18 protein-coding genes are annotated in these 19,244 nt (G+C 59.5%); 2 read left to right on the forward strand and 16 right to left on the reverse strand.

Annotated elements, in window-relative coordinates; genetic code table 11:
* Positions 1-16: 16 nt before the first annotated feature.
* The 9 genes from mltG to ACA074_RS19995 all read right to left on the reverse strand — a co-directional run bounded on the left by mltG (position 17) and on the right by ACA074_RS19995 (position 7,348).
* Complete coding sequence (gene mltG / locus ACA074_RS19955) at positions 17-1,186, reverse strand: endolytic transglycosylase MltG (protein ID WP_489879006.1); 1,170 nt, start codon at positions 1,184-1,186, stop codon at positions 17-19.
* Between the two features lie 3 nt (positions 1,187-1,189).
* Positions 1,190-2,005, reverse strand: coding sequence for an aminodeoxychorismate lyase (gene pabC / locus ACA074_RS19960; protein ID WP_489879005.1), 816 nt, complete (start codon positions 2,003-2,005; stop codon positions 1,190-1,192).
* Positions 2,005-3,249, reverse strand: a complete 1,245-nt coding sequence (gene fabF, locus ACA074_RS19965) for a beta-ketoacyl-ACP synthase II (protein WP_187677793.1) — start codon at positions 3,247-3,249, stop codon at positions 2,005-2,007. The genes pabC and fabF overlap by 1 nt, the downstream gene beginning before the upstream one ends.
* A 108-nt stretch (positions 3,250-3,357) precedes the next feature.
* Positions 3,358-3,594 carry an acyl carrier protein gene (gene acpP, locus ACA074_RS19970; RefSeq protein WP_003442511.1) on the reverse strand — a complete coding sequence of 79 codons (237 nt, stop codon included), beginning with the start codon at positions 3,592-3,594 and terminating at the stop codon, positions 3,358-3,360.
* Positions 3,595-3,790: 196 nt separating this feature from the next.
* Positions 3,791-4,531 carry a 3-oxoacyl-ACP reductase FabG gene (fabG, locus tag ACA074_RS19975; protein WP_025113014.1) on the reverse strand — a complete coding sequence of 247 codons (741 nt, stop codon included), beginning with the start codon at positions 4,529-4,531 and terminating at the stop codon, positions 3,791-3,793.
* 16 nt (positions 4,532-4,547) lie between these two features.
* Positions 4,548-5,486 (reverse strand): ACP S-malonyltransferase, encoded by a 939-nt coding sequence (fabD, locus tag ACA074_RS19980; RefSeq protein ID WP_497677649.1) that lies wholly within the window; start codon positions 5,484-5,486, stop codon positions 4,548-4,550.
* 123 nt (positions 5,487-5,609) lie between these two features.
* The gene (gene plsX, locus ACA074_RS19985; RefSeq protein WP_187677795.1) at positions 5,610-6,620 is read right to left on the reverse strand and encodes a phosphate acyltransferase PlsX; all 1,011 of its coding nucleotides are present in this window, start codon (positions 6,618-6,620) and stop codon (positions 5,610-5,612) included.
* Between the two features lie 4 nt (positions 6,621-6,624).
* Positions 6,625-6,807 carry a 50S ribosomal protein L32 gene (gene rpmF / locus ACA074_RS19990; RefSeq protein ID WP_003179396.1) on the reverse strand — a complete coding sequence of 61 codons (183 nt, stop codon included), beginning with the start codon at positions 6,805-6,807 and terminating at the stop codon, positions 6,625-6,627.
* A 13-nt stretch (positions 6,808-6,820) separates the two neighbouring features.
* Entirely contained in the window at positions 6,821-7,348 is a 528-nt protein-coding gene (locus ACA074_RS19995) for a YceD family protein (RefSeq protein ID WP_095188591.1), read from the reverse strand.
* Between the two features lie 105 nt (positions 7,349-7,453).
* On the opposite strand from ACA074_RS19995, the gene ACA074_RS20000 reads away from it, so the two are divergent.
* A complete protein-coding gene (locus tag ACA074_RS20000) occupies positions 7,454-8,032 on the forward strand; it encodes a Maf family protein (protein ID WP_497677650.1) in 579 nt (192 codons plus the stop codon).
* A gap of 47 nt (positions 8,033-8,079) precedes the next feature.
* Here the strand turns inward: ACA074_RS20000 and sppA are convergent, their stop codons facing one another.
* The 3 genes from sppA to rluC are packed head-to-tail and all read right to left on the reverse strand — an operon-like array spanning position 8,080 to position 10,702.
* A complete protein-coding gene (gene sppA, locus ACA074_RS20005; protein WP_497677651.1) occupies positions 8,080-9,069 on the reverse strand; it encodes a signal peptide peptidase SppA in 990 nt (329 codons plus the stop codon).
* A gap of 24 nt (positions 9,070-9,093) precedes the next feature.
* Positions 9,094-9,756, reverse strand: coding sequence for an HAD-IA family hydrolase (locus tag ACA074_RS20010; RefSeq protein WP_497677652.1), 663 nt, complete (start codon positions 9,754-9,756; stop codon positions 9,094-9,096).
* Complete coding sequence (rluC, locus tag ACA074_RS20015; RefSeq protein ID WP_497677653.1) at positions 9,743-10,702, reverse strand: 23S rRNA pseudouridine(955/2504/2580) synthase RluC; 960 nt, start codon at positions 10,700-10,702, stop codon at positions 9,743-9,745. The genes ACA074_RS20010 and rluC overlap by 14 nt, the downstream gene beginning before the upstream one ends.
* 699 nt (positions 10,703-11,401) lie before the next feature.
* Between rluC and rne the strand changes: the two genes are divergently transcribed.
* The gene (gene rne / locus ACA074_RS20020) at positions 11,402-14,650 is read left to right on the forward strand and encodes a ribonuclease E (protein WP_497677654.1); all 3,249 of its coding nucleotides are present in this window, start codon (positions 11,402-11,404) and stop codon (positions 14,648-14,650) included.
* 70 nt (positions 14,651-14,720) lie between these two features.
* Here the strand turns inward: rne and ACA074_RS20025 are convergent, their stop codons facing one another.
* Genes ACA074_RS20025 through ACA074_RS20040 form a run of 4 tightly spaced genes read right to left on the reverse strand, consistent with a single transcriptional unit; the run spans position 14,721 to position 19,076 of the window.
* Positions 14,721-15,311: a nucleotidyltransferase family protein gene (locus tag ACA074_RS20025; RefSeq protein ID WP_497677655.1), complete on the reverse strand. Its 591-nt coding sequence runs from the start codon at positions 15,309-15,311 to the stop codon at positions 14,721-14,723.
* Positions 15,308-16,288, reverse strand: a complete 981-nt coding sequence (locus tag ACA074_RS20030; protein WP_497615124.1) for an XdhC family protein — start codon at positions 16,286-16,288, stop codon at positions 15,308-15,310. The genes ACA074_RS20025 and ACA074_RS20030 overlap by 4 nt, the downstream gene beginning before the upstream one ends.
* The gene (locus ACA074_RS20035; RefSeq protein ID WP_497677656.1) at positions 16,288-18,609 is read right to left on the reverse strand and encodes a xanthine dehydrogenase family protein molybdopterin-binding subunit; all 2,322 of its coding nucleotides are present in this window, start codon (positions 18,607-18,609) and stop codon (positions 16,288-16,290) included. Before ACA074_RS20035 ends, ACA074_RS20030 begins: the two co-directional genes overlap by 1 nt.
* Positions 18,606-19,076, reverse strand: coding sequence for a (2Fe-2S)-binding protein (locus tag ACA074_RS20040; protein ID WP_123466814.1), 471 nt, complete (start codon positions 19,074-19,076; stop codon positions 18,606-18,608). The genes ACA074_RS20035 and ACA074_RS20040 overlap by 4 nt, the downstream gene beginning before the upstream one ends.
* Positions 19,077-19,244: the final 168 nt, after the last annotated feature.

The raw sequence follows: 19,244 nt of genomic DNA on the forward strand, positions 1-19,244 counted from the left end.
CAGTCCTTAATCAAAGTCATTGCGTGTTTTGTGGTGCTGCTGCTTCCGGTGCAGGTTCCTGGGGAGGAACCGATGGCAGCGACTCTGGCGCAGTATCCGGTGATGCCGCTGGAATCGCTTCCTCTGTGGCCGGAGCCGCTTCAGGCGTCGTCACTGGCGCCGGGCTTGAGCGGTAATCCGCACGTCGCTTGAGCTGGAACTCTCGCACCGCGCTGTTATGGGCATCGAGGTCGTCAGAGAACACATGGCTGCCGTCGCCACGAGCTACAAAATAGAGACTGCTACCTTCCACCGGGTTCAGTGCCGCATGAATCGCTTCGCGCCCGACCATCGCAATCGGCGTCGGCGGCAAGCCAGGAATCACATAGGTGTTATACGGCGTCGGCTCCTTGAGATGAGCGCGGGTCAACTTGCCGGTGTAGCGATCACCCAACCCGTAGATCACGGTGGGATCGGTCTGCAACTGCATACCAAGCGCCATCCGGCGCACGAAAACCCCGGCAATCTCACCGCGTTCTTGCGGCACACCGGTTTCTTTCTCGACCAGCGAGGCCATGATCAGCGCTTGATAGGGTTCCTTGTAAGGCGCATCGACGGAGCGCTTTTCCCACTCCTTGGCCAGCACTTCATCAAGACGATCAAAAGCCTTTTTCAGCAGTTCGGTATCAGAAACTCCGCGTACGAAGCGGTAGGTATCAGGGAAGAAACGACCTTCCGGGAACAAGCCCTTGTGGCCAATCTTCGCCATCACGTCACTGTCGCTCAAACCATTGAGGGTCTGCTCGATCTTTTCATCTTTCGCCAAAGCGGCGCGCACCTGATGAAAATTCCAGCCTTCGACCAAGGTCAGGCTGTACTGCACCACGTCGCCACGCTTCCACGAATCGATCAGTCCATTGACGGTCATGCCGGGTTGCATGCGGTATTCACCGGTGTGGATCGGCGTACCGGCAAGATTGAAACGCCAATAGACCCGAAGCCAGAAAGCGTCCTTGATGACGCCATCGGTTTCAAGTTCGAGGAAAGTACGGGTCGGTGTAGATCCTTTCGGCACATCCAGCAGTTCTTCCTGCGTGATGTTCAGAGGCTGTTCCAGTGCGGAGTGAATCTTCCAGGCGCTGGCGCCCAACAACAGCCCTGCCAGAACCAGTCCGGTTTCCAGCAGCAGCAAAAGTTTACGTCTCACGAATCAGGCATCCAGTAGGGCGCGGGAAATGGTTTGCAGTTTACGGGTGAGCGGGCCAACCGGCCAGCTCAGTGCAGCGTAGGCACGTACCGGCCAGACGCCATACACGCTGTTGCAGACAAACACTTCATCGGCCCATTGCAGTTGATCAAGGCTGATGTCGGCGATTTGAGTGGGGATGGCCAATGACTCGGCCTGAAACAATATTTCTGCGCGCATCACACCAGCGACACCGCAACGCTTCAGATCCGGCGTGACCAATACACCGTCACGCACCAGAAACAGATTGCTGAAAACACCTTCAATGACCCGACCAGCCTGATCGAGCATCAAGCCTTCGGCGTGTTCGCTGTCTTGCCATTCGGCGCGAGCGAGCACTTGTTCCAGTCGATTGAGGTGTTTGAGTCCAGCCAGCAAAGGTTGTTTGGACAATCGCGTGCTGCACGGAAACAGGCGAACGCCCTGTTCGGCATGGACGGCGGGATAAGCGGCGGGTGGGTTGCCTTGCAGAATGCGTCGGCCCGGCGCCGCGGGATCGGGCGCATAACCGCGCAAACCGTCGCCACGGGTGAGGATGAGCTTGAGCACGCCCTCGCTCATCGCTGCCGCGTAGCTCAGCAGCTCCTGGCGAATCAGTTCGATATCGGCCGCAATGGCCAGACGCGTGCAGCCGTCGGCCAATCGCATCAGGTGTCGATCCAGCAATAACGGTTGGCCGCCACGCACGGCGATGGTCTCGAACAGACCATCGCCGTAAGCCAGGCCGCGATCTTTCAGCGACAGAGCGTCAGCCGGTTGACCGTCGACCCAGCTGTCCATCAGCCCGCGAACCGACGGAACGCCAAGGTGCCGTTGGTGCCGCCAAAACCGAAGGAGTTGGAGAGCACGACATCGATGTCCATGTTGCGCGCGGTGTGCGGCACAAAATCGAGATCACAGCCCTCATCAGGCTCTTCGAGGTTGATGGTCGGTGGTGCCACCTGACTGTTGATCGCCAGTACGCTGAAGATCGCCTCGACTGCGCCCGCCGCACCCAACAGGTGACCGGTCATGGACTTGGTCGAACTGACCGCCAGCTTGTAGGCGTGATCGCCAAACACCGACTTGATCGCGTTGGCTTCGGCGAGGTCGCCGGCCGAGGTCGAAGTGCCGTGCGCGTTGATGTATTGCACTTGATCGGCGTTGATTTTTGCATCGCGCAGCGCATTGGTGATGCAGCGAGCCGCACCGGCGCCATCGGCGGGGGGCGAAGTCATGTGGAACGCATCGCCGCTGGTGCCAAAACCGATCAGCTCGGCGTAGATGGTCGCGCCGCGCGCCTTGGCGTGCTCGAGTTCTTCGAGCACCAGAGCACCGGCACCGTCGGACAACACAAAGCCGTCACGGCCCTTGTCCCACGGACGACTGGCGCGAGTTGGCTCGTCGTTGCGGGTCGACAGCGCACGGGACGCGCCGAAGCCACCCATACCCAGACCGCACGCGGCCATTTCGGCGCCGCCGGCGATCATCACGTCAGCTTCGTCGTACATGATGTTGCGCGCTGCCATGCCGATGCAGTGCGTACCAGTGGTACACGCTGTGGCGATGGCGTAGTTAGGCCCCTGTGCACCCAGATGGATGGACAGGAAACCGGAAATCATATTGATGATCGAGCCTGGCACGAAGAATGGAGAAATTCGACGCGGGCCCGTCTCATGCAGAGTACGGCTGGTTTCTTCGATGTTGGTCAGGCCGCCTATCCCCGAACCCATGGCCACGCCAATGCGTTCACGGTTGGCGTCAGTGACTTCCAGACCGGCATTGCGTACGGCTTGAAAGCCCGCCGCGAGACCGTACTGAATGAACAGATCGAGCTTGCGCGCTTCCTTGACCGACAGGTATTCCTCGACATTGAAGCCCTTCACCGAGCCGCCAAAGCGGGTGGAATAGGCAGAAAGGTCGGTGTGTTCGATCAGACCAATGCCACTGCGGCCAGCCAGAATGCCCTGCCAACTGCTCGGCACATCCGTGCCCAGTGGCGACAACATACCCATACCGGTGACTACGACGCGTCTACGCGACACAGCACTCTCCTTTTTCAAATGACGATTTTGCATCAGGCCTAAAGAAAAAACCGCACGCCATGATGGCAGTGCGGTTTTTCCATGACAGCAAGCAACGATTACAAGCTATTAAGCCTGGTGGTTAGTAACGTAATCGATTGCAGCTTGTACAGTAGTGATCTTCTCAGCTTCTTCGTCAGGGATTTCGGTCTCGAATTCCTCTTCCAGAGCCATCACCAGCTCAACGGTGTCAAGGGAGTCGGCACCCAGGTCTTCTACGAAGGAAGCGGTGTTGACCACTTCTTCTTCTTTAACACCCAGTTGCTCGGCAACGATTTTCTTGACGCGCTCTTCGATGGTGCTCATACCTTGTTTTCACTCCTAATGGACAAATTCAGGCAGCTGGCCAGTGGGTAAGTGTATAGAAAGACTTTTCAGCTTTTCAACTGAAAGCTTCACTCCTCAAACCCTGCGACCCTCTGCCTATAAATAGATTGCAGCTTTATAACGGATTTTAGACAGCTCGTATGACATTTTTTTGAAGCAATCCGTCACATTTTACTTACATGTACATCCCACCGTTCACCGGGATTGTAGCCCCAGTAACGTATGCCGCACCGTCGGATGCAAGAAAAGCGACCACAGACGCGATCTCTTGAGCTTGTCCCAGACGACCCAGCGGAATCTGCGTCTGCAAGGCTTCACGCTGTGCTTCAGGCAGCTCGCGGGTCATATCGGTGTCGATAAACCCTGGGGTTACCGAGTTGACCGTAATCGAACGCGAACCGACTTCACGCGCCATTGCACGGCTGAAACCTTCCAGACCGGCCTTGGCGGCTGCATAGTTTACTTGGCCTGCGTTGCCCATGGCACCCACCACCGAGCCAATACTGATAATTCGACCCCAACGCGCCTTGGTCATGCCGCGCAGAACGCCCTTGGACAGGCGATATAGACTGTTCAGGTTGGTATCGATCACGTCGTACCATTCATCGTCTTTCATGCGCATCATCAGGTTATCGCGGGTGATACCGGCATTATTGACCAGAATCGCCGGCGCACCGAACTGTTCCTGAATGCTCGCGATCACTTTGCTGACCGACTCGTCACTGGTCACGTTCAGTTCCAGACCGGTGCCCTGAATGCCGTGCTCTTTCAGAGTGGCGGCAATCGCCTCGGCACCCTTGGCAGAGGTCGCGGTGCCAACAACGATGGCGCCCTGACGACCCAGTTCCAGTGCGATAGCCTGGCCGATACCGCGGCTTGCACCGGTTACCAGTGCAACTTTACCTTGCAGACTCATGCAAGCTTCTCCTGATTCAGGCTTGCGCTGCGCGAGCGGCAGCGAAAGCGTCTGGGGTATTGAGGTTGGAAGTCGCAACGCCTTCGGCGCAACGTTTGTTCAGACCGGCCAGTACTTTGCCCGGACCGCATTCGACCAGATTGGTCGCGCCCTTCGCGGCCAGAGTCTGTACCGACTCGACCCAGCGAACCGGCTTGTACAGTTGTTCGAGCAGATCACGCTTGAGGGTTTCCAGATCGGCCGGCACTTGCGCGCTGACGTTCTGCACCACCGGGATCTGCGGCACCTGCCAGTCGATGGCGGCGATGGATTCGGCAAAGCGCTCGGCAGCCGGACGCATCAGTTCGCAGTGCGACGGCACGCTCACCGGCAGCGGCATGGCGCGCTTGGCGCCACGGGCCTTGCAACCTTCGATGGCACGCTCAACGGCAGCCTTGGCACCGGCAATCACGACCTGGCCAGGCGAGTTGAAGTTGACGGCACTGACCACTTCGCCTTGTGCCGCTTCGGTGCAGGCAGCCAGCACATCGGCATCTTCCAGACCGAGGATGGCAGCCATGCCGCCCTGCCCGGCCGGAACAGCTTCCTGCATCAGTTGACCACGGCGCTCGACGAGTTTCACCGCGTCAGCCAGTGTCAGACTGCCAGCAGCAACCAGGGCGCTGTATTCACCCAGGCTGTGACCGGCAACAAAGGCCGGACGCGCACCACCTTCAGCCAGCCACAGACGCCACAGGGCGATCGAGGCGGTCAGAATGGCCGGTTGGGTTTTATCGGTTTGATTGAGCAGCTCTTCCGGCCCCTGCTGGGTCAGTGCCCACAGGTCATAGCCCAGAGCATCGGATGCTTCTTTGAAAGTTTCGAGGATCAACGGATGTTGCGCGCCCAGCTCGGCCAGCATGCCGAGGGACTGCGAACCCTGTCCTGGAAAGACGAATGCGAGGGAAGCAGACATGTAACAAGCCCCTAATGATCTTGTCGTCGGAGAATGACGCCCCGCTTGGGGACGCAAGAAACTGACAGTTGGATGGCCCTTTGAACCGGGCGGTCACATTTAAGCATTGTCCGACGAAAACGCCTAAGACAACAAATCCTCCAGACGACCGTGGAGGCGCTCGGGAAGATTCTCCTGAATCTCGATCAGGGCACGGGAAATCGCACTCTGAAAGCCCTGAACCCCAGCCGAACCGTGACTTTTCACCACGATACCCTGCAAGCCGAGGAAGCTTGCGCCATTATGTCGCGCCGGCGCCAGATCAGCCTGCAACCGCTTCATCAGCGGCAACGCCAGGGCACCGACAGCGCGGGAGGCAAGATTCTTTTTGAACAGCGCCTCGATGCGCGCAGCAATCATCGTCGCCAGGCCTTCACTGGACTTGAGCAGGATATTCCCGACAAATCCATCGCAGACCACGACGTCCGCTTCGCCACGATACAACCCGTCACCTTCGACGAAACCGATGTAATTGATGCCTCGGGCAGCCTGCAGCAGAGTAGCAGCCAGCTTGACCTGCTGATTGCCTTTGATGTCCTCGGTGCCGATATTCAGCAACGCCACGCGTGGACGGGCAATGCCGAGCGTCTGCGCGGCCACCGAACCCATCACCGCAAACTGCAAAAGGTGCTCTGCACTGCAATCTACGTTGGCGCCCAGGTCGAGTAACTGGCAATAACCTTTCTGCGTGGGGATAGCAGCAACCATCGCCGGCCGGTCGATGCCGGGCAACGTCTTGAGTACAAATCGCGACAGAGCCATCAGCGCACCGGTATTGCCGGCACTGACGCAGGCCTGAGCCTTGCCATCACGCACCAGCTCAAGGGCGACACGCATCGACGAATCGGGCTTGCCACGCAAGGCCTGAGTCGGCTTTTCGTCCATGGTGATGACCTCGGACGCCGGAAAAATCGTCAGGCGCGCGCGATCGGCAGCCGATTGGCCGTTGATCAATTCTTCAAGAAGGGAGGGTTGACCGACGAGGGTCAGGTGCAGCGAGGGCGTAGCAGACAGGCAAGCAAGGCTGGCCTGAACAATGCTGCGGGGACCGAAGTCCCCGCCCATTGCGTCAATCGCGATGACTTGAGCGGACAAGTGATTACTCGTCAGCGCCCTTGTCGATCACTTTACGGCCACGGTATACGCCTTCTGGCGATACGTGGTGACGCAGGTGAACTTCACCAGTGGTTTTTTCTACAGACAGGGTGCTAGCCTCGAGAGCGTCGTGCGAACGGCGCATGTCACGGGCAGAGCGGGATTTTTTGTTCTGCTGAACAGCCATAATTGATTAACTCCTAAACGTTTGGGTCACGCTTTAACTGCGCCAATACACTGAACGGGTTGGACCGCGTTACCTCGTCCTCGCTCGGTTCGGGCTCATCTGCTCCCGCCGGCTGCTGGCATTCTTCCGGATGATGAGCAGGCACAATGGGCAAAGCGAGCAAAAGCTCTTCCTCGACCAGTGACTGCAGATCCAATGGATCTTCGCCCAGTTCCAGCACGTCATAACCTTTCGGTAACGACTGGGTATTCGCACCCTCCTTCACTACAGCGTAACTGCATTCGCTGTGGATCGGCAGGGTGACCAGCTCAAGACAACGCTGGCAAACCATTTTGACTTCGGTGTCGATAAAGCTGTGGATTACCACAGATTTACGTTCATCTCGTTCAAAAACGAATTTCGCCTGCACCGTACCGACATTGTCGGAAAGCGGGTCGCAGAGTCTCTTCAAATCGGCCAGCAGCAGTTCACCTTGAAGGGTGGTGCCACGGTCAGCCAATTTGCGCGGGTCAACGTGAGGTGGAATCGGGTCATTCAACATAGGCGCAGCATTATAGGGATGCACCCACCCATGTCAAAGGAAATTGTGCCCTGTCCGTCACTTGCGTGCCTCCGCTAGAATCCGCACCTGCCTCAGGAGACGCGAATGCTGCCTTTATTACTCGCTTCAAGCTCGACTTATCGCCGCGAATTACTCGCCCGCCTGCACCTGCCGTTCGTCTGCAGTTCGCCAGACATTGATGAAAGTCACCACCCCGGCGAATCGGCAATCGACCTGGTCAAACGCCTCGCCGAACAAAAAGCCCGCGCACTTGCCGACAGCCATCCCGCTCATCTGATTATCGGCTCAGACCAGGTGGCCGTCCTCGGCGCTCAGATCATCGGCAAGCCGCACACCTTCGAGAAGGCCCGCGAACAGCTGTTGGCTGCCAGCGGCGCCAGCGTGACCTTCTTGACCAGCCTGGCCCTTCTCAATAGCCAGACCGGCCAATGTCAGGTCGATTGCGTGCCATTCACCGTACACATGCGCCAACTCGACATGGCTCGCATCGAGCGCTACCTGCGCATCGAACAGCCTTACGACTGCGCAGGCAGCTTCAAGGCCGAAGGCCTCGGCGTGAGCCTGTTCCAGTCCACTGAAGGCCCGGACGCCACCAGCCTGATCGGCCTGCCGCTGATTCGCCTGATCGACATGCTGCTGGTCGAGGGCGTGCAAATCCCATGACCACAAAAAACCGGCCATCAAGGCCGGTTTTTTTATGCATCGACAACTCAGCGCAACGAAGGCCCCTGGAAACCCATCCACATCGCCAACTGCTCAGCCACGCTGGCACCAAGCTTCTTCGAGAAACGGTCGAACGGTGATTCCTGAACAGTGAAATCCACCAGTTCTTTCTCGCCGATCACGTCACGCGCCACGGAACTGGCATTACCCAAGCCATCAATCAGCCCAAGCGGCAGTGCTTGCTCGCCCGACCAGACCAGCCCTGAGAATAGCTCCGGATGCTCTTTGTCCTTCAGACGGTCGCCACGCCCTTGCTTGACGCTATTGATGAACTGCTTGTGCGTAGTGTCCAGCACGCTTTGCCAGAACGCAGTTTCTTCAGGCTTCTGTGGCTGGAACGGATCAAGGAACGACTTGTGCTCGCCGGACGTATACGTACGACGCTCGACACCGAGCTTCTCCATGGTCCCGACAAAGCCATAACCCGCCGCCGTCACACCAATGGAGCCAACCAGACTCGCTTTGTCGGCATAGATCTGATCCGCCGCGCTGGCGATGTAATACGCACCCGACGCGCCGAGATCGGAGATCACCGCATACAACTTGGTATCCGGATGCAGCGCTCGCAGGCGTTTGATCTCGTCATACACATAACCCGACTGCACCGGACTGCCGCCCGGGCTGTTGATCCGCAGGATGACACCCTTGACCTTCTTGTCTTCGAATGCAGCACGCAGGCTACCGACAATATTGTCGGCACTGGCCGGCTCCTTGTCGGCGATCACGCCAGTGACATCGATCAAAGCGATGTAGTTGGTGCCGCGTGTGGCGCTCTTTTCCATGTCCATCAGCGGCGTGAACAGGATCAACGCAACAAACAGATAAACAAACGTCAGCAGCTTGAAGAAAATCCCCCAACGCCGCGAGCGCCGCTGCTCCTGCACACCTGCCAGAAGGGTCTTCTCCAACAGCTTCCAGCTTTTCTCGTCACCGCCGTCGGCACTTGCCTTGGCCGGTGCTTTCCATTCGTCGGTCATGCCATCCACCCCAGCAAAAACGTATTAAGCCTGCTGCGCCAGCCAGGCATGCAATTCAGAAAAACGGTCGATCGACAGGCGCGGCTCGAACTGTTGCAACGATTCGATCGATTGCGCGCCATAACTGACAGCCACCGAATCCATCCCCGCGTTACGCGCCATCAGCAGATCGAAGGACGAATCCCCGACCATCAGCGCCTGGTCCGCACGCACACCGCAATGAGCAAGTATCTGCTCCAGCATCAGAGGGTGCGGCTTGCTCGCAGTTTCATCGGCCGCGCGGGTAATGTCGAAATACTCTTCCCAGCCATTGGCCTTGAGCACCCGATCCAGTCCGCGCCGATTCTTGCCGGTCGCGACAGCCAGGTGATAACCCTGCTCACGAAAGGACGTCATCGATTCGACGACCCCCTCAAACAACGGCGAAGGCACGGCTTCCGCTGCAATGTAGTGATCAGCGTAATACTCGCGAAACAAGGTCATTTCGGCGTCGCTGATCTCGGGGTACAAGGTGCGGATCGCCTCGGGCAGACCAAGACCGATGATGCCTTTGACGGCAAAATCATCACGCAACTCGAAACCGGAGCGCCCGGACGCCGAATGCATCGCCTCGACGATCCGATGAATGGAATCGGCCAGCGTGCCGTCCCAATCGAAAATCAGCAGCTTGTAATCAGATGGGCGCACTCAATCGCTCCACGGTCTTGGCCCACATTTCATCGACCGGCGCCTGCAAGGTCAGCTTGCCGCCATCGGGCAGCGGCACGGTCAGCATGTAAGCATGCAGAAACAGGCGCTTGCCGCCCAGATCGCGGATTTCCTTGGTGAAATCCTCGTCGCCATACTTGCTGTCGCCAGCAATGCAATGGCCGGCATGCAAAGTGTGCACGCGAATCTGATGGGTGCGACCGGTAACCGGCTTGGCCTCGACCATGGTCGCGAAATCACCGAAGCGGCGCAGCACCTTGAACATCGTCAGGGCTTCTTTGCCTTCTTCATTGACTTCAACCATGCGCTCGCCGGAACGCAAGTTGCTCTTGAGCAATGGCGCGCTGACTTTCTTGATCGAGGTCGCCCAGTTGCCACGAACCAGCGCCATGTAGCGCTTGTCGATGCCATCACCGCGTAACTGCTCGTGCAAATGACGAAGCATGCTGCGCTTCTTGGCGATCATCAGCAGGCCGGAGGTGTCGCGATCGAGACGGTGAACCAGTTCCAGCTCCTTGGCATCCGGACGCAACTGACGAAAGGCTTCGATTACGCCGAAATTCAATCCGCTGCCGCCGTGAACCGCAATGCCGGCGGGCTTGTTGATCACGATCAGCGCTTTGTCTTCGTAGACAATCGAGGCTTCCAGGCGCTGCAAAAGGCCTTGGGCCAGAGGCACCGGCTCGTCACGCTCCGGCACACGAACTGGCGGCACACGCACGATATCGCCGGCCTGCAGCTTGTATTCGGGCTTGATCCGACCTTTGTTCACACGCACTTCGCCCTTGCGCAAAATGCGGTAAATCAAGGTCTTGGGCACGCCTTTGAGCCGGGCGAGGAGGAAATTGTCGATTCGTTGGCCGGCATACTCCGGCGAGACTTCAAGCAGTTGAACGCCTGGAGTCGAAGGGGCAGTAGTTGTCATGGCGCGGATGATAACAATTTTTATGGAATTGAAGCACTTAATCATTGCTGCTATAGTCGCGAACGCCGCCAAAAGCGGCCTGGACAGCGGCACCACGGTCAAAAACCGGCCCTGACCAACGCAATTCACCAGGACGCGAGGCCGTCCTACGGGGCTTTCGCTACGTAACGGTGGAGTTTGCAGTTGTAACAAGCGCAGGTGACATGAGGCCTGAATCACACCGCCGAGCAGAGTTTTAACTCGCCTGGCAGGCAAACATTCAAGGCCAGTTCACAAAGTGCAGTCAACTGCGAATGACCTCGAGCGAACGCTTCGGAAACACTGCCTAAATTAGCCATGATGCGTGACCTCCCCTTTCGGAGCTCACGGTAAATGCCAACCCGCTGCGGATTCTGCGCGCGGCAGCACCCGAATTATCAGGGATACGTGTAGGGTGGAGATGCACAACCGCTGGACTGTGTAGCAATAGGCTTTATCAAGACGCTTCATCTCGTCCACAGCCGCTGGTTGATTCCTCCTCCTGACTGAGTGCTTAAGTAGCCACAGCAAGCAGGACGCGTACGTCGCGGTATCGGCCCAATTGGTCGCACATCGCTGGACACGGGAATGGCCAACCACTCCCGACGCACCTGACACCGACCGTGAGAAGTCGTGTGTGCCGAACGCCGTTTCCGGCAGCCCGGAAACCGACGGTACTACATGAAAAGAATGCTGATTAACGCAACTCAACCCGAAGAGTTGCGTGTTGCACTGGTAGATGGCCAGCGCCTCTACGACCTGGACATCGAATCCGGTGCACGCGAGCAGAAGAAGGCCAACATCTATAAAGGCCGCATCACTCGCATCGAACCAAGCCTTGAGGCTGCCTTTGTCGATTTCGGCTCCGAGCGCCACGGCTTCCTGCCACTCAAAGAAATCTCCCGCGAATACTTCAAGAAAGCTCCTGAAGGCCGCGTCAACATCAAGGACGTCCTGAGCGAAGGCCAGGAAGTCATCGTTCAGGTCGAAAAAGAAGAACGTGGCAACAAGGGCGCAGCCCTGACCACCTTCATCAGCCTGGCCGGTCGCTACCTCGTACTGATGCCGAACAACCCGCGTGCCGGCGGTATCTCCCGTCGCATCGAAGGCGAAGAGCGCAACGAACTGCGTGAAGCGCTGAACGGCCTGGTTGCACCAGCCGACATGGGTCTGATCGTGCGTACTGCCGGCCTGGGCCGCAGCAGCGAAGAAATGCAGTGGGACCTCGACTACCTGCTGCAACTGTGGACCGCCATCAAAGAAGCCTCGCTGGATCGCTCCGCGCCATTCCTGATCTATCAGGAAAGCAACGTGATCATCCGCGCCATCCGTGATTACCTGCGCCAGGACATCGGCGAAGTGCTGATCGACAGCGTTGAAGCCCAGGACGAAGCCCTGACGTTCATCCGCCAGGTGATGCCGCAGTACGCCAGCAAGATCAAGCTGTACGAAGACAGCGTTCCGCTGTTCAACCGCTTCCAGATCGAAAGCCAGATCGAGACCGCTTTCCAGCGCGTCGTTGAACTGCCTTCCGGCGGCTCCATCGTTATCGATCCGACCGAAGCCCTGGTGTCCATCGACATCAACTCGGCGCGCGCCACCAAAGGCAGCGACATCGAAGAAACCGCCCTGCAGACCAACCTTGAAGCCGCCGAAGAAATCGCCCGTCAGTTGCGCCTGCGCGACATCGGCGGCCTGATCGTCATCGACTTCATCGACATGACCCCTGCCAAGAACCAGCGCGCCGTGGAAGAGAAAGTCCGCGAATGCCTGGAAGCCGACCGCGCTCGCGTGCAGATCGGCCGCATCTCGCGCTTCGGCCTGCTGGAAATGTCCCGTCAGCGCCTGCGTCCATCGCTGGGCGAAAGCAGCGGCATCGTCTGCCCGCGTTGCAACGGCACCGGCATCATCCGTGACGTCGAATCGCTGTCGCTGGCGATCCTGCGCCTGATCGAAGAAGAAGCCCTGAAAGACCGCACCGCTGAAGTTCGCGCACAAGTGCCGATCCCGGTGGCCGCGTTCCTGCTCAACGAAAAACGCAACTCGATCACCAAGATCGAACTGCGCACCCGTGCCCGTATCATCATCCTGCCGAACGATCACCTCGAAACGCCGCACTTCGAAGTTCAGCGCCTGCGTGACGACAGCCCGGAAGCCGCGACCAACCAGTCCAGCTACGAAATCGCTGCTGCCGCTGCCGAAGTCGAAGAAGTCCAGCCAGCCGCTGCGACCCGCACCCTGGTTCGCCAGGAAGCCGCGGTCAAGACTGCTCCGGCACGCGCCAATGCTCCGGTTCCGACCGAAGCTGCCGCCCCTGCCGCACCAGCGCCTGCGCCAGTTGCCGTACCAGAGCCTAGCCTGTTCAAAGGCCTGGTGAAGTCGCTGGTCAGCCTGTTCGCTACTAAAGAAGAGCCTGCCGCTCCGGTTGTGGTTGAAAAACCGGCTACCGAACGTCCGGCCCGCAACGAAGAGCGTCGCAACGGTCGTCAGCAGAGCCGCAACCGTAACGGTCGCCGCGATGAAGAACGCAAGCCGCGCGAAGAACGTGCACCGCGTGAAGAGCGCGCCCCACGCGAGCCGCGTGAAGAGCGTCAGCCACGTGAAGCCCGTGAAGTCCGCGAGCCGCGTGAAGCCCGCACTGAAGCCCCAGCCGCCCGCGAAGAACGCGCACCACGCGCCCCTCGTGAAGAACGTGCACCGCGCGCTCCACGCGAAGACCGCAAGCCACGTGGCGAGCGTGAAGAACGCGTGCGTGAACTGCGCGAGCCTCTGGACGCCGCTCCCGTTGCTGCGGCCGCTGCCGACGTGACCGCTGAAGAGCGTCCGGCCCGTCAGCCACGTGAAGAACGCGCTCCGCGCCCACCGCGTGAAGAGCGTCAACCGCGCGCCGAACAGGCCGCTGCTGCCGTCGCTGAAGAAGAAGTGATCAGCAACGAAGAGCAACTGCCGGAAGACGGTTCGGAGAACGCCGAAGGCGATCGCCCACGTCGTCGCTCCCGCGGCCAGCGTCGTCGCAGCAACCGTCGTGAGCGTCAGCGTGATGCCAACGGCAACGTGATCGAAGGTTCGGAAGAGTCCGAGTCCGGCGAAAACGCTGAAGCGCCGGACACTGCCGATCTGGCTGCCGGCCTGGTTGTAACCGCCGCTGTCGCCAGCACTGTGATCAGCGCTCCGGCCGAAGCACAGGCTCACGAGCAAGCCGAACGCGCCACCGCCGCTACTCTGGAAACCGCTCCAGTCGAAGCACCGGTTGTTGAAGTAACGACTCCGGTAGAAGTGACTGTTGCTCCGGAAGTCGAAGTAGCACCGGTTCGCGAAGCTCAGCCGCAGTTCGAAGCTTTTGCTGAACCTGCTGCTGAACCTGCAGTAGTCGCCGAAGCGCCAGTCGTTGTTGCAGAGCCGGTTGTCGAAACCGTCGCTGAAACCGTGACCGAAACCGTGCGTGAAGTTCGCGAAGAGCAGACCGCATTCAACTGGGTTGCCGAGCCTGCCGCCGCTGAAACACCAGCGCCTGCATTCGAAGCGCCAGTGGTTGAAGAAGCCAAGGCTACCGAACCTGCTCCAGCGCCAGTCGTTGAAGCACCGGTCGTCGAAGCGCCAGTGGTTGCCGAAGCACCTGCTCCGGTCGTTGAAGCGGCTCCGGTCAGCGCTCTGGCGCCAAACGGTCGCGCGCCAAACGACCCACGTGAAGTGCGTCGTCGCAAGCGTGAAGAAGAGCGTCTGGCGAAGGAAGCCGAACTGGCCGCCGCTGCTGCTCCGGTTGTTGCCGAGCCAGTGGTTGCTGAAGTGGTCGAGGCAGCGCCTGCACTGGCTGCTGAAGAAGCCGTGGTTGAATCGGTGATCGCTGAAGCACCACGCTCCGTTCAGGACGCGGTCGAGCACAACGAAGAGGCCCAGGAAAAAGAACACGAGCCTAAACCTCTCGTCTGATTCCTTAAGCCAATAAAAAGCCCCGCCTGATGATTCAGGCGGGGCTTTTTTATGCCTTTTGATCTTGCTGTTACTTGAACACCAACGCCTCAGGCACATCGATATCCCACAACACCCCTGGATCATCCACCGCCACTTCCACCACCCTTCCCTGCTTCAACAAAGGCCTGGCCCCGCGATCACCGGACAACGCCAACAACTCCAGACCAAACGAACGACCAAACCCCACTGGATGCCCAAATTCGCCATCCTGCACCGGCACGCTCACCGCATCGTCAGCCATCGCCGCGACCACCCGCTCGATGCTCGACGGCAAGATAAACGGCATATCTCCCAACACGATCAACCAGCCATCCACATCCGGGCAAGCCGCCACACCCGCAGCAATACTGTCGCCCATGCCAGTCGATTCAATCGAAACCACATCACAGCCATAGGCCTGCGCCATGCGCATTGCCTGCGGTCGAGCCTCAGTGGTCACCAGCACGCGCTTGTCGAGGCTAGCTGGCAGGTTCACCAACACCTGCTCGATCACCGAGCGCACAGCGCCATCACGCCCGGTGCAACCGGCCAGCAATTTGTCCTTGTCCGCACCCGCCACTTGGCGAAAGCGACTGCCCTCGCCCGCCGCCAGCACAATCACACCGATGGATCGACTCATGCGCCCTCCAGTGACTTCTTCTGCTTCAATTCAACGCCGTTCTTGATCGCGACAATTTCCGCCAAAAGGGACAAAGCGATTTCCGCCGGCGAATGACTGCCGATATGCAAACCGATCGGCCCGTGCAACCGAGCGATGGCCTGTTCCGACAAACCTAGCTGAGCCAGATTCTCCCGACGCTTCTGACTATTGACCCGCGAACCCAGCGCGCCGACATAAAAGGCCGGCGAATCGAGGGCGGTCAGCAAGGCCATGTCATCCAGGCGCGGATCGTGAGTCAGCGCGACAATTGCCGTGCGCTCATCGGTCTGAATGCTCAATACCGCGTCATCCGGCATCCCTGGGACGAAACGACCGTGATGCTCTTCCCAACCGTAGACGAATTCGGTGCGCGGATCACAAATCAGCACTTCGAAATCCAGCAACCGCGCCATGTCCGCCACGTACCGCGACAGCTGTCCGGCGCCGATCAACAGCAGACGCCAGCGCGGGCCATAAATGGCGCGCAGGACCTTGCCGTCGAACACCAAAGAATCTGACTTGCTGGCACCAGTCAAAACCACTTCACCGGTTTCAATGTCCAGCTCACGGGCAACAATTTCATGGGCTTCGCAACGCGCGAGCAGTTCGGCAACCCATGATGGATCACCGACACGCTCCTCGGTCAGACGCAGCGTACCGCCGCAAGGCAGGCCAAACCGCGCCGCCTCTTCGCGGGTGACGCCGTAGGTGATCAATTGCACCGGTGGCCCATCGGTAGCGATGCGCCCGTCGTGCAGGCGGGCGATCAAGTCATCCTCGACACACCCGCCCGACACCGAGCCGATCACCACGCCATCCTCGCGCAATGCCAGCATGGCGCCGGGTGACCGGGGCGCGGTGCCCCAGGTCTGCACCACGCTGAACAGCACCACCCGCTGCCCGGCGCGGCGCCATTCGAGCACGCTGCGCAGGACGTTGAGGTCGACGCTGTCCATTACGCCTGCGCCTTCTGCCAGCCCTGCAACTGATAACGCACTGGCAGGTTGCGGATGCGTTGGCCGGTGGCCGCGAAAATCGCATTGCACAGCGCCGGCGCAATCGGCGGCACACCCGGTTCACCGACACCACCCAACGGTACGTCGCCCGGTGGCGTCACCAGATGCACCGCGACTTCCTTCGGCGCCAGCGACATGCGCGCGACCTCGTACATATGGAAGTTGTCCTGCTGCACCTTGCCGTCCTTGAAGCTGATCTCACCCAGCACCGCGTTACCAAGGCCCATGACGCAGGCGCCCTCGAACTGCGAACGGATGCGCTCAGGGTTGATCTGCGGCCCGCAATCGACGGCGATGTCAGCCTTGTGCACGATCAGCGTGCCATCGTCCTTGACCTCGACTTCGATTACCGCCGCCACATAGGTGACGAAGCTGTAGTGCACCGCCAGCCCCAGGCCACGACCCTTGGGTAACTTGCGACCCCAACCGGCAGCCTTGGCCGCGGTTTCCAGTACGGTGCGCATGCGCCCGGTGTCGATCGGATAGCGCTCAGGGGATTCGCCGTAGTTCCACTCTTCGCTCAAGGTGCGCGGATCGATCTGTCGATCCGGGCCAAGCAACTTGACCTGGTACTTGAGCGGATCAACACCGGCCTTGTGCGCCAGTTCATCGACAAAGCTCTGGATCGCGAACCCGTGGGGAATGTTCGACACCGAGCGATACCAGCCGACCCGCGTATGCACCGTGGCTTCGGGGTTTTCCAGGCGCACGTTGGGAATGGCATAGGCCATGTTGGTGAAACCCATGCCCAGTTCGAACGCCGCTTCATGGTTCATACCGGGAGCGAACAGCGCAGTGATGCTCGGCGCCACGGTGCGATGCAGCCAGCCGGACGGCATGCCGTCCTTGCCAACACCGGCCTTCAGATATTCGGCGGACACGGTGTGTAAATACGAGTTGTGGATATCGTCCTCGCGCGTCCATTGCACCCGCACAGCTTTGCCAGGGAATTCTTTGGCGAGAATCGCGGCTTCAACGACGAAGTCCGGTTTTGACTTACGACCAAAACCACCGCCCAGCAGCGTCACATTGAACGTGACGTTATCGAACGGCAGGCCGAGGCGCTCTGCGATTCGCTCGCGAGTCACCTGCGGCGCCTGACTCGGTGCCCAGGCTTCGCAGACACCGTCCTTGAAACGGGCGATGGCAACCATCGGCTCCATCGGCGCCTGCGCCAGGTGCGGCAAATAATAAGAAGCTTCGAGGGTGCTGGCGGCGCCGCTTAGAGCTTTGTCGATATCACCGGTATTGCGCACCACTTTACCGGGCTTCAGCGAAGCGGCTTCCAGCTCTTTACGATAGGCAATCGAGTCGTAACTGGCGTTCGGGCCATCGTCCCACTCGATTTTCAGCGCTTCGCGGCCCTTGATGGCCGCCCAGGTGTTACTGGCGATAACTGCCACACCGCCCAATGGCTGAAACTCTGAAGGTAGCGGGCGGCTTTCGATCTGAATGACTTTAAGCACACCGGGGACTTTCAGCGCAGCGCTGTCATCGACCGATTTGACCTTGCCGCCGTAAACCGCCGGACGGGCGATGGTCGCATACAGCATGCCGTCGAAATGCACGTCGGCGCCGTAAACCGCGCGGCCATTGACGATGTCGTCGCCGTCGATGGCTTTGGTGCCTTCCTTGCCGATGTAGCGAAACTCCGACGGCTGCTTGAGGCGCAAGCTGTCGCGCGCCGGTACTGCCAAGGCACTGGCGGCGGCGGCAAGTTCGCCATAGCCCAGCTCGCGGCCGGACGGTTTGTGCAGAACTTTGTGCAACTGTGCGTGGCACTCGCCGACCGGCACTTTCCACTGCTCAGCCGCCGCTTGCTCAAGCATGGTCCGGGCAGCGGCGCCACAGCGACGCATCGGCTCGTACCAGTGACGCATACTGCGCGAACCGTCGGTGTCCTGGTTGCCGAAGCGCACTTCATCGCCCGGCGCCTGCTGCACTTTGACCTTGGCCCAATCGGCTTCCAGCTCATCAGCGACGACCATGGTCAGGCTGGTACGCACGCCCTGGCCCATCTCGGAACGGTTGCACACCACGGTTACCGTGCCGTCAGCAGCGATGCTGACGTAGACCTTAGGATCATCGATCCAGCCGTTGGGCATGCCATCGGCGCCAAATTTCTTCGGTTTGTCTTCGGCCAACGCATCCTGCCAGCCCCAACTTGCCGCCAGCACCAGCGCGCCGGTGGCGCTGACGCCTTTGAGAAACCCACGGCGGCTGAGGTTGCTCAGGGCGAAATCATTCGGTAGGCGACTCATGCCTTGGCCTCCTTCAGATGAGTGGAAGCCTGACGGATCGCGGTTTTGATCCGGTTGTAGGTGCCGCAGCGGCAAATGTTGCCGACCATCGCTTCTTCGATCTGCTCGTCGCTAGGGTTCGGATTGGTTTTCAGTAGCGCGGTGGCAGACATGATCTGGCCACCCTGACAGAAACCGCACTGGGCCACGGCGCTGTCGAGCCAGGCCTGCTGGACGACTTGCCCGACCGGGTCAGCATGAAGGTTGTCGATGGTGGTCACGTTCTGCCCGACCACCGAGCCGATCGGCGTGATGCAGCTGCGCGCGGGCAAGCCGTCGATATGAATGGTGCAGGCGCCGCACAGGCCCATGCCGCAACCGAACTTGGTGCCGTTGTAACCGGCGACGTCACGAATTGCCCAGAGCAGCGGCATGTCTTCAGTGACATCGAGGGGATGGTCTTGACCGTTGAGTTTTAGGGTAATCATGGGCACGCCCGCATATTTTTGGAGGTTATGGGGTCGAGCAATCTGCCGCCGGAAACATCAGCGGTGGGTTCGCAGATCGACTCAGGCTAGTCAGGCTCTCTTGCGCCGACGAAAACGTCTGCACCGGGCCTTTGGTGGAGCAAATGGCTGGTATCGTTAGCTCGCTAA

Source organism: Pseudomonas sp. LBUM1655 (genome assembly GCF_059716085.1).